9 protein-coding genes are annotated in these 14515 nt (G+C 38.5%); 7 read left to right on the top strand and 2 right to left on the bottom strand.

The annotated features are described in order from the left end of the window. The first annotated feature begins 33 nt into the window (after positions 1-33). The 6 genes from ABVM49_RS02750 (at position 34) to ABVM49_RS02725 (ending at position 11147) form a co-directional block, all read left to right on the top strand. Positions 34-2907, top strand: coding sequence for a WD40/YVTN/BNR-like repeat-containing protein (locus tag ABVM49_RS02750; protein WP_405202926.1), 2874 nt, complete (start codon positions 34-36; stop codon positions 2905-2907). Between the two features lie 256 nt (positions 2908-3163). Further along, positions 3164-3832, top strand: coding sequence for a succinate dehydrogenase cytochrome b subunit (locus ABVM49_RS02745; RefSeq protein ID WP_405202924.1), 669 nt, complete (start codon positions 3164-3166; stop codon positions 3830-3832). 11 nt (positions 3833-3843) lie between these two features. Further along, positions 3844-5856 carry a fumarate reductase/succinate dehydrogenase flavoprotein subunit gene (locus tag ABVM49_RS02740; protein ID WP_380033721.1) on the top strand — a complete coding sequence of 671 codons (2013 nt, stop codon included), beginning with the start codon at positions 3844-3846 and terminating at the stop codon, positions 5854-5856. A gap of 9 nt (positions 5857-5865) precedes the next feature. Continuing rightward, positions 5866-6612 carry a succinate dehydrogenase/fumarate reductase iron-sulfur subunit gene (locus ABVM49_RS02735; RefSeq protein WP_035327089.1) on the top strand — a complete coding sequence of 249 codons (747 nt, stop codon included), beginning with the start codon at positions 5866-5868 and terminating at the stop codon, positions 6610-6612. Positions 6613-7353: 741 nt separating this feature from the next. Next, on the top strand, positions 7354-8340 hold the full coding sequence (locus tag ABVM49_RS02730; RefSeq protein WP_038598987.1) for a ribonucleotide-diphosphate reductase subunit beta: 987 nt from the start codon (positions 7354-7356) through the stop codon (positions 8338-8340). Positions 8341-8522: 182 nt separating this feature from the next. Beyond that, complete coding sequence (locus tag ABVM49_RS02725) at positions 8523-11147, top strand: ribonucleoside-diphosphate reductase subunit alpha (RefSeq protein ID WP_038598989.1); 2625 nt, start codon at positions 8523-8525, stop codon at positions 11145-11147. Between the two features lie 74 nt (positions 11148-11221). Here the strand turns inward: ABVM49_RS02725 and ABVM49_RS02720 are convergent, their stop codons facing one another. Continuing rightward, the gene (locus tag ABVM49_RS02720; protein WP_169741093.1) at positions 11222-11374 is read right to left on the bottom strand and encodes a hypothetical protein; all 153 of its coding nucleotides are present in this window, start codon (positions 11372-11374) and stop codon (positions 11222-11224) included. A 199-nt stretch (positions 11375-11573) separates the two neighbouring features. After that, a complete protein-coding gene (locus ABVM49_RS02715; RefSeq protein ID WP_405202923.1) occupies positions 11574-13811 on the bottom strand; it encodes an inorganic phosphate transporter in 2238 nt (745 codons plus the stop codon). A 329-nt stretch (positions 13812-14140) separates the two neighbouring features. On the opposite strand from ABVM49_RS02715, the gene ABVM49_RS02710 reads away from it, so the two are divergent. Continuing rightward, on the top strand, positions 14141-14506 hold the full coding sequence (locus tag ABVM49_RS02710) for a toxin-antitoxin system YwqK family antitoxin (RefSeq protein ID WP_405202922.1): 366 nt from the start codon (positions 14141-14143) through the stop codon (positions 14504-14506). Positions 14507-14515 lie beyond the last annotated feature (9 nt).

Here is a 14515-nt window from a genome sequence, read left to right as displayed (position 1 = left end):
CGTATTTTCATTGCCTTATAAAATCCAAACCAAATGAACATACGTTACTTTCTAGCATCTGGAGCGCTGCTTTTTGCGCTTGCAAATGGAAACTCACAGCAAGCTGCATCTACAACGCAACAACAAGAGCAGGCTGTTAAAGAAAAAATGCTAGCAGCTCAAAATAGTCTTGTAAAAAATATTCCTTTTGAAAACATAGGTCCTTCTATTATGAGTGGCCGTGTGGTAGATCTAGCAATTAATCCAGATATGCCATCAGAGTTTTATGTAGGTTATGCCTCTGGAGGGTTGTGGTATACTAATAATAATGGGACCACATTTACCCCAGTGATGGATAATGCTCCTACACAAAACGTAGGAGAAGTAACAGTACACTGGCCTAGTAATACTATCTGGGTAGGTACGGGAGAAAATAATGCATCGCGCTCTAGTTATGCAGGGATAGGTCTTCTCAAATCTACAGATGGTGGCAAGACTTGGAAAAATATGGGTCTTACAGACTCGCACCATATAGGGCGCATCCTTATTAATCCAGAAAATCCAGATGAGGTTGTGGTAGGCGCAGTGGGGCACTTGTACTCAAAAAATGAAGAACGTGGAGTTTATAAAACTACAGACGGTGGCCTCACCTGGAAAAAGACCCTGTATGTAGATGATGCCTCTGGTATTATTGATATAGATAATGATCCAAATGATTTTAACCTTATGTATGCTTCTTCTTGGGAGAAGGATAGAAAGGCGTGGAATTTTGAAGGCTCTGGTAGTGGCTCTGGTATTTACAAGAGTACAGATGCTGGTGACACCTGGACAAAGTTATATAGCTTTCCCGCTGGTAAAGGAGTAGGCCGTATAGGTCTTGCCGTGTATGATAAAAATACGGTGTATGCTGTGCACGATAGCCAGTTTAGAAGAGAAGAGGGTAAGAAACGACCACAAAAATCTGATGCTTTATATAAAGATGATTTTAAGACAATGAGTGTTGCTCAGTTTTTAAGCTTAGATAATAAGCGACTCGATAACTTTTTAAAGTCTAACGGCTTTCAAGAAAAGTACAGAGCGGCAAACGTAAAGTCTATTGTGAGACAAGGTGATGCTGTGCCTGCAGATATTGCAACCTATTTACAAACGGCAAACACGCAGCTTTTTGACACACCTGTAGTAGGGGCAGAGGTTTATAGATCTAATGATGGAGGGAAGACCTGGAAAAAAACACATAAAGGTTACATAGATGCGCTTTACTATAGTTATGGCTATTACTTTGGTGAGATTAATGTAAATCCGTCAGATAAGGAAGATATCTATATTTACGGAGTACCTATTGTAAAGTCTAAAGATGGAGGTAAAACCTTTACAAGCATAAGTGCAGAAAATGTACACTCAGATCATCACGCATTATGGATTAATCCAAAAAATGAAAATCACCTTATAAATGGTAATGACGGTGGTGTAAACATAAGTTATGATGATGGTGCAAACTGGATAAAAGCAAACGACCCTTCTGTGGGGCAATTTTACTACATACAGGTAGATAATCAAGAGCCTTACAACGTGTATGGCGGTCTTCAAGATAATGGGGTATGGGTTGCACCTAGCAATGCCTCACAAGATAAATCTTGGTTGCAAAGAGGGCAGTACCCTTGGGAGATGATTATGGGAGGAGATGGTATGCAAGTGCAGGTAGATAATAGAGATGCAAATATTGTGTACACTGGATTTCAATTTGGGAGTTATTATCGTATTAACCGCGAGACGGGCGAAAACAAGAGATTTGATATCAAGCACGAGTTAGGAGAAACGCCTTATCGTTTTAACTGGCAGACGCCTATCTTACTAAGTAGTCATAATCAAGACATCTTATATCTGGGTGGTAACAAGTTAATGCGATCTATGAATCAAGGTGATGACTGGGTAGCCATAAGCCCAGATCTTACTAACGGCGGTAAGCCGGGTAACGTCGCTTACGGTACACTCGCTACAGTTTCAGAATCTCCGTTTGAGTTTGGACTTATTTATACAGGTAGTGATGATGGTAAGGTAAGTGTAACGACTAATGGAGGTGACGACTGGAAAGACATTACAGGTACATTGCCAAAAGACTTATGGGTATCTCGCATTGTGGCAAGTGAGCATAAAAAAGAGCGTGTATACGTAACCCTTAATGGATACAGATGGGATGATTTTAAAACCTACGTCTATGTTTCTGATAATTATGGGGAGACTTGGAAAGACATTTCGGCAAACATCCCTATGTCTCCGGTAAATGTTATTGTAGAAGATCCAGTAAAGGATAATATCGTTTATGTAGGTACAGATAATGGTGCTTATGTGAGTCTAGATGGTGGTAATTCTTATCACGCTTTCGCGAAAGCGGAATCTGGAGACAGTACAGCACCACTTCCAGCTGTAGCCGTGCACGATATGAAAATCCAAAAGAAAGCAAACCATCTCTTGCTAGGTACCCACGGAAGAAGCATCTACAGAACAGATCTTAGTGCTATTCAAAATGTGTCTCTTAATAAAACGGCAGAGATTTTTGATATCGCCGAAGTTGAGCATAGCCGAAGATGGGGAACAAGCTGGAGTAATTGGTCTGATCCTTTTGAGCCATCTACGCCTATAAGTTACTACACGAGCAACGCAGGTAAATACGAGTTAGTCGTAAAAAGTACAGAAGGAAAGGAGCTAAAGCGTATGGCGGTAAATCCAGCAGCGGGAATTAACCAAGTCTCATATGACCTTACAATTACTGAAAAAGGAAAAAAACATCTTGAAAAAGCAGATAGTTCTCTTAATATTAAGAAAACTAAAAATGGTAAATATTATCTCCCTAAAGGAACATATACTGTTGTTTTAGACGGTGGCGGAGGTAATACAGAAGCTGCAACTGCAACGCTGTTAGTCAAATAGCAGGATATTTAAATTGCTTTTAGAGCCCATTACCTCGCAAGATGTAATGGGCTTTTTTATGTGGTAAAAGCCTTTTTCAAAAATTTTGAAAGTGTTTAATCAAACATTGGTTTACGTAAGAGGTGATTGCTAAATCTTGAACAGCCACGTTAAGGTTTTTATAATGATTCTAAATAGCGAGAATACAAACGCTCTAAGGTTGCCAAAACAACGTTTGCGCCGTATTTTTGTTGGGATTATTCCAAACTAAAACTAAATGAGCGGATTATTAAAATCTTCAATAGGGCGTAAAGTAGCAATGGCACTTTCCGGACTCTTTCTTGTGATCTTTTTGACACAACACTTCGTGATCAACAGTACAGCTGTAATTGATCCAGATACGTTTAATGCTTGGTCCCACTTTATGGGTACAAACCCACTTGTGCAGTTTGCATTGCAACCTGTATTAATTTTTGGAGTGGTATTTCACTTTGTGATGGGCTTCGTGCTTGAAATACAAAACAGAAAAGCGCGTCCTATCAAGTATGCAAATTACAAAGGAGGAGAAGCAGCACCTTGGACTTCTCGTAATATGATTTTATCAGGACTGGTGATTCTTGCATTTTTAGGTCTTCACTTTTATGATTTCTGGATTCCAGAGATGATTCATAAATATGTTGAGTTTGCTCCAGAAGACCCTACTAGATATTATGCAGAGACTGTGCATAAGTTTGAAAGCCCAGTGCGTGTAGCACTTTATGTAATATCATTTGTATTACTAGCACTACACTTATGGCACGGGTTTGCTTCTACTTTTCAGTCTGTAGGGTTTAATAATGCATACTCAAAAGGACTTTCAAAATTTGCAAAGGTTTGGGCAGTTACAATACCAGTAGGTTTTATACTTATTGCTGTGTACTTACACTTTAACCAAATCCCTCACTAAAAAATATAGCTATGGCATTAGATTCTAAAATACCTCAAGGACCACTAGCTGATAAGTGGACAAAACATAAAAATGACATTAATCTTGTAAACCCTGCAAATAAGCGTCTTATAGATGTAATTGTTGTAGGTACAGGTCTTGCCGGAGGATCTGCAGCAGCAACGCTTGCAGAGCTTGGGTATAACGTAAAAGCTTTTTGTTTTCAAGATTCACCTCGTCGTGCACACTCTATTGCTGCACAAGGAGGTATAAACGCTGCAAAAAACTATCAAGGAGATGGAGACTCAACATACCGTTTATTTTATGATACGGTAAAGGGTGGTGATTACCGCTCTAGAGAGTCTAACGTATATCGTCTTGCTGAGGTTTCGGCAAATATTATTGACCAGTGTGTTGCACAAGGAGTTCCTTTTGCACGTGATTATGGTGGACTATTAGACAACCGTTCTTTTGGAGGTGTGCTCGTAAGTCGTACTTTCTATGCAAAAGGTCAGACAGGACAACAATTATTACTAGGTGCTTACTCTGCAATGAACCGTCAGATAGGTCGTGGTAAGATTAAAATGTATAACCGTCACGAGATGCTAGACGTCGTAAAAGTAGACGGAAAAGCACGTGGTATTATAACGCGTAACTTAATCACAGGTGAGATAGAACGTCACAGTGCGCACGCCGTTGTATTAGGAACTGGAGGATACGGTAACGTATTCTATCTTTCTACTAACGCGATGGGGTCTAACGTAACTGCTGCTTGGAAAGCTCACAAACGTGGTGCTTACTTTGCAAATCCTTGTTATACTCAAATACACCCTACGTGTATCCCAGTATCTGGTGATCACCAGTCTAAGCTTACCCTTATGTCTGAGTCACTACGTAATGATGGTCGTATATGGGTGCCTGCAAAGAAAGAAGATGCAATCGCAATACGCGAGGGGCGTCTTAAGCCTACAGATCTTAAGGAAGAAGATAGAGATTACTACCTAGAGCGTCGTTACCCAGCATTTGGTAACCTTGTACCTCGTGATGTTGCCTCAAGAGCGGCAAAAGAGCGTTGTGATGCAGGCTTTGGTGTAAATAAAACAGGAGAGGCTGTTTATCTTGACTTTGCTTCAGCAATAGAGCGTTATGGTAAAGAGCAAGCTTATGTACAACACCTTGATGCAAATGATAAAGCACTTGTAAAGAAACTTGGTCAAGAAGTTGTAAAAACAAAGTATGGTAACTTATTTCAGATGTACAACAAGATTGTAGATCAAGATCCATACAACACGCCTATGATGATTTACCCAGCGGTACACTACACAATGGGAGGTCTATGGGTAGATTATAACTTACAGACTACTGTAGAGGGACTATATGCAATAGGTGAGGCAAACTTCTCAGACCACGGTGCAAACCGCTTAGGAGCTTCTGCACTTATGCAAGGTCTTGCAGATGGATACTTTGTATTACCATATACAATAGGTGACTACTTATCACACGATATACGTACGGGACCTATCTCAACAGAAACTCCAGAGTTTGAAGAAGCAGAGCAAAACGTGCGTAAGCAGGTAGATGCGCTTATTAATAATGAAGGATCTAAACCAGTAGATTATTTCCACAAAAAGCTTGGAAAGATTATGTGGAACAAATGTGGAATGTCTCGTAATGCGACAGACCTACAGAGCGCCATAGATGAGATCTCTGCATTACGTGATGAGTTCTATAAAGAAGTAAGAGTGCCAGGTACTCAAAATGAGTTTAATGAAGAGCTTGCGAAAGCACTGCGTGTAGCAGACTTCTTAGAGTTAGGAGAGCTATTTGCAAAAGATGCACTTACTCGTAATGAGTCTTGTGGAGGTCACTTTAGAGAAGAATCTGTAGAGCTAGACGGGCCACAAAAAGGTGAAGCACTACGTGATGATGAAAACTTCACATTCGTATCTGCTTGGGAATACAAAGGAGCGCCAAAAGATGCAGTATTGCATAAAGAAGAGCTCAACTATGAGAATATTGAAGTAAAACAAAGAAGCTATAAATAAGAAAGATATATGAAACTAACGTTAAAAATTTGGCGTCAAAAAAGCGCACAAGCTAAAGGACAAATGGTGACATACCCTATCGATGGTATCGATGGAGATATGTCTTTCTTAGAGATGATGGATGTGCTTAACAATAAGCTCATCAGTGAGGGAGAAGAGCCGGTAGTATTTGATCACGACTGTCGTGAGGGTATCTGTGGGTCTTGCTCTATGTTTATTAATGGTGAGGCACACGGGCCAGACCGACTTGTAACAACTTGTCAACTACATATGCGCAAGTTTAAAGATGGTGAGACTATCACAATAGAGCCTTTTAGAGCAGATGGATTCCCAGTGATAAAAGATCTTATGGTAGATCGTTCGGCTTTTGATCGTATACAGCACGCTGGAGGATTTATTTCTGTAAACACTTCTGGTAATACACAAGATGCAAACTCAATTCCAATTGAAAAGGCAGATGCAGACGACGCTTTTGCTGCAGCAACTTGTATAGGTTGTGGTGCGTGTGTTGCAAGTTGTAAAAACGCCAGTGCAATGCTATTTGTATCTGCAAAGGTGAGCCAGTTTGCTTTATTACCACAAGGTCAAGTAGAGGCTACAGATCGTGTTCTTAATATGGTTAAACAAATGGACGAAGAAGGATTCGGAAACTGTACAAACACAGGAGCTTGTGAGGTAGAGTGTCCTAAAGGGATTTCTCTTGAGAACATTGCACGTATGAATCGTGAGTACCTTTCTGCTAGTTTAAAAGGATAATATATAAGGTGTTATAGCCTAACAAATTATTGATATAAAAATCTCAAACTATATAGGTTTGAGATTTTTTTTGCGCTTTCGCGAAAGCGAAATAAACACAACTCTTTGCATTTTAGGTAGTTGTGGTTTAAAGCATATTTTAAAAAGGGGGCTTTTGACCCTAGTAGAAAAAGTTAGTAAAGACGATATTTGTAGTATAAGCAACCCCAATAAACACTTACCTATTTATGAAAATTACGATCATTATTATTGTTATTCTACTGCTTGCACTTGCTTTCATTTCTTAAATAAAGAATTCATTAAGACTGCCTGGCAAAGTATAATTTGAGATTTCATTGCTCATTTTATTAATTAAATAACCCTTAAAAGATTTTAAAAATTCCGTTCTTGAACGGAATTTTTTTTGTCATGATTCTTTTTAGTCAGACCTACAAATGGGTTCTGCAAATTCTTATTAAGACGTTATTAAAAACAGCTCTAAGCAAGCCTAAAACCCCTTGCTAGGCTAGTTTTGAACCGTTAAAATTATAATTGTTAATAAGATTTATTATAGAGTTTAATTACCTAAATATCAATATTTTACGTACTAATTTTTAGAAATTTTTATGAAAAGTAAAAATTAGGCTGTGTTGAAAACTTTGTGAATAACGACACTGTTAATTCTGAATCGTCCGGCTCTTTTTTCTTGATATTTGTTAGTCCCAAGTAGAAAGAAAAAGATTAATAGTTAAAAGAAAAAGTATGAGTTTCGTAGAACCAATCCTGGCAGAAAATAAAGATAGATTTGTAATATTTCCAATACAACACGACGATATTTGGGAGTGGTATAAAAAGTCTGAGGCTAGTTTTTGGACTGCAGAAGAGATAGACCTTCACCAAGATCTCGTAGACTGGAAAGGAAAACTTACAGATGATGAGCGTTATTTTATAAAGCATATTCTCGCATTCTTTGCCGCATCAGATGGGATCGTAAATGAAAACCTTGCAGAAAACTTTGTAAACGAAGTACAGTACTCTGAGGCAAAATTCTTCTACGGTTTCCAGATTATGATGGAAAACATACACTCAGAAACCTACTCATTACTTATCGATACCTACGTAAAAGACGAAGTAGAGAAAGACAAACTTTTTAACGCACTTGAGAACTTCCCTGCAATTAAGAAAAAAGCAGACTGGGCTCTTAAATGGATAGACTCACCAAGCTTTGCAGAGCGTCTTATCGCATTTGCAGCGGTAGAGGGAATCTTTTTCTCAGGAGCATTTTGTTCTATATACTGGTTAAAGAAAAGAGGGCTTATGCCAGGACTTACGTTCTCAAACGAGCTTATCTCTCGTGATGAGGGCGTACACTGTGACTTTGCTGTGCACCTGCACAATCACCACCTTGTAAATAAAGTGCCAAAAGAGCGTATTACAGAGATTATTGTAAACGCACTAGATATAGAACGTGAGTTTATTACAGAGTCACTTCCGGTAAGTCTTATCGGGATGAATTCAAACTTAATGACACAGTACCTTGAGTATGTGACAGACCGTTTACTTACGGAGCTCGATTGTGAGAAAGTATACAATACGGCAAATCCATTTGACTTTATGGATATGATTTCACTTCAAGGTAAAACTAACTTCTTTGAGAAGCGAGTAGGAGAGTATCAAAAGGCAGGAGTCGTAAAAGATAAAGATGACGACGGTAGTGGTCAGTCTATAAGCTTTGACGCATCTTTCTAAGACGTTACGATAAAAACATATAGTGGTGAGGTTTTCTTTTCCGCTTTCGCGAAAGCGTAACAACACGTAATCGCCATAACATTAACCAATGGATGCATTCTCCAAGTGAGATTGTCATCCCTAATTCTAACCGAATTCTCAAAAAGGGGGAAACTTATGAGAATTCACAATATTTTAAGTGTATGTATGTAGTAAAAAGAGATGGCCGTCAGGAACCGGTTATGTTTGACAAAATCACCGCAAGGGTAAAGAAGTTATGTTACGAGCTAAGTGATTTTGTAGATCCGGTAAAGATCTCAATGCGTGTTATAGAAGGGTTGTACGACGGTGTTACTACAAGTGAACTAGATAACCTTGCAGCAGAAACTGCAGCGTCTATGACTACAAGTCACCCAGATTATGCAAAGCTTGCAGCACGTATCTCTGTATCAAACCTACATAAGAACACAAAGAAGTCATTTTCTGAAGTGATGACAGACCTGTATCAATACGTAAACCCACGTACTGGTAAAAAAGCACCTATGGTAGCAGACGAGGTGTATAAAGTCATTATGGATAACAAAGATGAGCTAGACTCTACTATTATCTATAACCGTGATTTTGGATATGATTACTTTGGTTTTAAAACACTTGAGCGTTCATACCTACTTAAAATTAACGGTCAGATAGCAGAGCGTCCTCAACATATGTTAATGCGTGTATCTATAGGGATTCACCTTAACGATCTAGAGGCAGCAAAGGAGACATATATGTTAATGTCTAAAAAGTACTTTACACACGCTACACCAACATTATTTAACTCAGGTACACCTAAGCCTCAAATGTCATCTTGTTTCCTACTTACAATGAAGGATGATAGTATAGAGGGTATATATGATACACTTAAACAAACAGCAAAGATTTCTCAAAGCGCAGGAGGTATAGGGTTATCTATACACAACATACGTGCAAAGGGGGCATATATAGGAGGTACTAATGGTACGTCTAACGGTATTGTGCCTATGCTCAAAGTGTTTAACGACACGGCACGTTATGTAGATCAAGGTGGAGGAAAACGTAAAGGTTCTTTTGCAATCTATATGGAGCCTTGGCACGCAGATATTTTTGACTTCTTAGATCTTAAGAAAAACCACGGAGCAGAAGAGATGAGAGCTCGTGACCTTTTTTATGCAATGTGGATCTCAGACTTGTTTATGAAACGAGTACAAGAGGATGGAAAGTGGACACTTATGTGTCCTAATGAATGTCCAGATCTTTTTAATGTACACGGAGAAGAGTTTGAAGCGCTTTATACAAAGTACGAGCAAGAAGAAAGAGGTCGCAGGACTATAAAAGCACGTGAACTGTGGGAGAAAATTATGGAGTCTCAAATTGAGACAGGTACACCATATATGCTCTACAAGGATGCTGCAAACCGTAAGTCTAACCAGAAAAACCTTGGTACAATACGTTCTTCAAACTTATGTACAGAGATTCTTGAGTATACCTCAGAAGACGAGGTGGCAGTATGTAACCTTGCATCTATTGCACTGCCTATGTTTGTAAAGAATGGTGCTTTTGACCACCAAGAACTTTACAATATCACAGTACGCGCTACTAAGAACCTTAACAAGGTGATAGACCGTAACTACTATCCAGTAATTGAGGCAGAAAATTCTAATATGCGTCACCGTCCTATTGGACTTGGCGTGCAGGGTCTTGCAGATACATTTATAAAACTGCGTTTACCTTTTACAAGTGACGAGGCTAAAAAGCTTAACCAAGAGATTTTTGAGACACTATATTTTGCAGCGGTTACAGCTTCAAAAGATATGGCTAAGGTAGAAGGACCTTACCAAAGTTTTGAAGGATCACCTATCTCACAAGGAGAGTTCCAGTATAACCTGTGGAATATAAAAGATGAGGAATTAAGTGGTCGTTGGGACTGGGCATCACTTCGTAAAGAAGTAATGGAGCACGGTGTGCGTAACTCGCTACTTGTAGCACCTATGCCTACAGCATCTACTTCTCAAATACTTGGTAATAACGAAGCTTTTGAACCATATACTTCTAATATTTATACACGTCGTGTACTATCTGGAGAGTTTATTGTGGTAAACAAGCACCTACTAGAAGACCTTGTAGCGCTTAACCTTTGGAATGATGATCTTAAAGCAGCAATTATGCGTGCAAATGGATCTATACAAGGGATAGATGTGATACCTGCAGACTTAAAAGAACTGTATAAAACTGTATGGGAAATGTCTATGAAAGATATTATAGATATGTCTCGCCAGAGAGGGTACTTTATTGACCAGTCACAATCTCTTAACTTATTTATGGAAGGGGCAAACTTTGCAAAGCTTACCTCTATGCACTTCTATGCGTGGCAAAGCGGATTAAAAACAGGTATGTATTACCTCCGTACAAAATCTGCGGTAGATGCTAAGAAATTTACACTTTCTGCAAAGAAAAAAGAAGCTCCAGTTACTGCACCTACAGCTCCAAAACAGCAAGTAGCGGCAAGAGCTGCACAAACGCTTACGGCAACTCAAGCACCAGCACCAGCACCTATACCTGCTCCACAAGCAGAGATATCTAAGGTAGATGCTATCGCTCAACACGCGCAAAACGTTGCAGATATGCAAGTGCAAATGAGCTTAGAAGAGCCTGCTCCTGCTTATGAAGCACAGCAAGCACAACTTAAAGAGCAAACAACTGCACAGCAGCCTAACACAGCCCCTATGACGCCAGAAGAAATGAAGGCTATCATAGCACAAGCAAAAGCTGCCGAAGGTGATGACGATTGTTTAATGTGCGGTTCATAAACCGTCAAACATAACTAACCAAAAACGGCTCTCTATTTTATAGAGAGCCGTTTTTTATTTAAACAGTTTTAATCTTAGAATCCTAATACAAAATAGGTCGCTGCTACGGCGATTATAAGAATCACTAATGTGATGATTATAAACGTAGCTCCAAAACGAGTTTTCTTATTATCTTGAAGTAAATACTCTTCAGTTGGGTCTTCTTTATCCTTTATTATATCTGACATATATCTATTTTTTTGGTTAGATAACTAAGTTACGTGAACAAAGGTCTATTAAGCCTGGCGTTAAGTATTATTAACAGCCGTTTTGACGTATCATTAACGTTTTTAGTGCTGTTACGCTTTCGCGAAAGCGTACTTATCTCCTACATAATAAAAGCCCTATACGCGATGTATAGGGCTTTTTGTAAACTAAATTATGAGATTAAGATCTCTTATGCTCTGAATTATATAAATCAAGAAGATTTAGAATTTCCTCAATTAGGTCTTTTGTCTCTAGTAGTAAACCAAAGTAAAGAGTGGTATTTTTAGGAGAAGACTCCTCAGAGCGCGTGCGCTCTACTTGCTTTTGAATCTTATCTGTAACCTGGCCATAAAGCTCATCCTTCTTACCTAGAAGTGCCTCGATCCGCATATAGTTGCGATCATTAAAGGCAGTGGCTGTTTCTTGTAAGAACTCACTTAGCTTGTTATCTATCTCTTGTAGGTCTTTGATTTGAGTAAAGCGCAGTGGCTTGTGGTTGTTATTTACGTGTTTGTAACTAGACTTTGCGATGTACTCAAGTGATTGCGTGATATCTTCTAGATAGCCTAATATCTCAATGTAGAAATTAGAGCCACGTACAGAGGTTTCTTCAAGATTCTTTATAAAGTAAAAGATGTTGTTGCGCAGTTCATCTATCTCATCATTGAGCTTCTCTACAGTAGCTCTACTTTTCTTAAGGCTGCTCACTTTATTTTTCGCAAGGCCTTTAAGGGTTCCGGTGTAAATCTTATTAGTACGTAAGATTGTTTTTGCAATATTGTCTGCGCTTTCTTCTATAATTCCAGAGATCGTCTGGCTTTCTGCTTTACGTAAGTCTTCTTCTATTTGTGCTTTTTTATTACTCTTTTTTGTAGATATATAGTTACGTACGAGCATAGCTATGGCGAGTATAAAAAGACCTATTATCGCTAGGTTACCTCCTAAGTACATTAGGTATGCAAATATACCAGCCGCTGTAAATGCGCTAAATGCTGTTAAGAACCATCCGCCTATTACATTAAGTACTCCCGCAACACGATATACGGCGCTCTCTGCTCCCCACGCACGATCTGCAAGAGAAGTTCCCATTGCTACCATAAACGTAACGTAGGTGGTAGATAATGGTAATTTAAGACCCGTAGCTATTGAGATAAGTACACTTGCAACAACAAGGTTTACTGCTGCACGCACCATATCAAAAGCTGGAGCGTCTATTGCCTTTGTGCTTGTCATTAAGACAGGGGTGAAGCTTTTGTTTATTCTATTCCTAATAGGAGCAGGTAATATTTTATTAACCCCAGTATTTGCGATGATAACTAGGCGTACTAGATTTTGAGAAACCCAGTTAGGTTTAAAGCGTTCTTTTACCTCGTCTTGGCGTGATAAATCTACAGAAGTCTTTACTACACGTCTAGCCTTTTTACTAAACCAGAGTGTTAACACCATTATAAGTCCTGCAATGAGAAGGAGTATAGGTTGTGTAGGTACTTTTTCGGCTAGTTGCTCCATACTAAAAGCATCTGGTAAAATACCAGAGCCAGACCACGCTCCAAAAGAGTTATATGCTGCCATAGGGACACCTATGAAGTTTACTAGGTCATTACCAGCAAATGCCATTGCAAGTGCAAAGGTTCCTAGTATGATAACAAGTCTATAAATGTTTTGTTTTAGAATTGCGTGAGATACCCAAGATAGTATGGTCCACACAATAAAGTTTGCACCTAGAAATTGTATAAGGTTTTCATTTGCCCAGCTACTAAAAGCAGGAGGAAGTATATCTGCACCTTTAAGCCCTTTTATGATGATGAAATAAGAAATTGCAGACACGGCAATACCACCAAAAACAGCTGCAACCCAAGATGCCTTTTTCTGAAAATCAAAAGTAAGGAGTACTCTTGTAATGAGCTGTATAATAGCTCCCACAGAAAATGCAATAAAGACGGAGAGTAAAATACCTAAAATGATCTCTGTAGCCTTATCAGTATTAATATACTCGCCCAGTTGTAAGAGTGAGTCACTATTGTTAGAAATCTTTATAATAGACATCACCACGGCTGCGCCTAAAAGCTCAAATACAATAGATACGGTAGTAGAGGTAGGCATACCTAGACTATTAAAAATATCTAGCAGTATGATATCTGTAATCATTACTGCCATAAATATGATCATTATCTCATTGAAGTAAAACTGACTAGGGTCAAAAATACCCTTACGAGCAACCTCCATCATACCACTTGATGATAAGGCTCCAAAGGCAATACCTACACTAGCAACAATCATCACTGTTCTAAACGTGACAGCTTTTGATCCTATAGCTGAGTTTAAAAAGTTTACCGCATCATTACTCACTCCTACTACAAGATCTGCAATCGCAAGAATTGCAAGAGCGGCAATCATAAATATGTAAATGTTATCCATAAAAAGTACTGAAAAGACTAAAAGTGCAAAAATCTTAAATCTAAAAACCCTAGGTATTATCTAAAGGTTAAGTCGTGCGAAAGATAAGAAGTTTTATAGCGTGAAGAACAATATTACTATTACTAATGTGATGGTAAAATGGACTTTTTTAATGCTAACTATCTGTCTGTATGTAAATTATAATTGTTAAAATAAATTATATAAATAACTGAAAATGAGATAAATATAGCTTTAATGTAAATTTTATGTAAATAAAAAGTTACCTTATTGTTGATTAATGGTAAAGTTTAGGTTATCTTTACGGAGTAAATAATTAAAAAGCGAAGAATATGAAAAAGATAATGATGATAGCGGCAGCACTTTTAATGGTAGTTTCTGTACAGGCACAAGAGGAGGTTGTAAAAAACACATATGTAGAAAATGGAGATGTCATTGAAGCGACAATTCATTTTGATACAGGAGAGGTAAGTCAGACGGGTTACTTTACAAAGGATGGTAAAATTACTGGTGAATGGACAAGTTTTGATCGTAATGGAAACAAAACTGCAACAGCTCAATACGACAAAGGTCAAAAAGTAGGTACTTGGTTTTTCTGGTCATCAGAGAAGCTTACGGAGGTTAGTTATAGAGATTCTAGAGTTGCAGAGGTAAACACTTGGAAAAACGAAGGGACACGAGTAGTAAGCAATAGATAATATTTACGC

The organism is Dokdonia sp. LLG6352-1 (assembly GCF_045055815.1).
Taxonomy (GTDB): Bacteria; Bacteroidota; Bacteroidia; order Flavobacteriales; family Flavobacteriaceae; genus Dokdonia; species Dokdonia donghaensis.
Note: the sequence above shows the minus strand (reverse complement) of the source record. Positions and strands in the feature narration are given on the sequence as shown.

Coding starts and splice junctions, on each gene's coding strand:
- ABVM49_RS02750 (WP_405202926.1), top strand. CDS start 34: ATGAACATACGTTACTTTCTAGCATCTGGAGCGCTGCTTTTTGCGCTT.
- ABVM49_RS02745 (WP_405202924.1), top strand. CDS start 3,164: ATGAGCGGATTATTAAAATCTTCAATAGGGCGTAAAGTAGCAATGGCA.
- ABVM49_RS02740 (WP_380033721.1), top strand. CDS start 3,844: ATGGCATTAGATTCTAAAATACCTCAAGGACCACTAGCTGATAAGTGG.
- ABVM49_RS02735 (WP_035327089.1), top strand. CDS start 5,866: ATGAAACTAACGTTAAAAATTTGGCGTCAAAAAAGCGCACAAGCTAAA.
- ABVM49_RS02730 (WP_038598987.1), top strand. CDS start 7,354: ATGAGTTTCGTAGAACCAATCCTGGCAGAAAATAAAGATAGATTTGTA.
- ABVM49_RS02725 (WP_038598989.1), top strand. CDS start 8,523: ATGTATGTAGTAAAAAGAGATGGCCGTCAGGAACCGGTTATGTTTGAC.
- ABVM49_RS02720 (WP_169741093.1), bottom strand. CDS start 11,374: ATGTCAGATATAATAAAGGATAAAGAAGACCCAACTGAAGAGTATTTA.
- ABVM49_RS02715 (WP_405202923.1), bottom strand. CDS start 13,811: ATGGATAACATTTACATATTTATGATTGCCGCTCTTGCAATTCTTGCG.
- ABVM49_RS02710 (WP_405202922.1), top strand. CDS start 14,141: ATGAAAAAGATAATGATGATAGCGGCAGCACTTTTAATGGTAGTTTCT.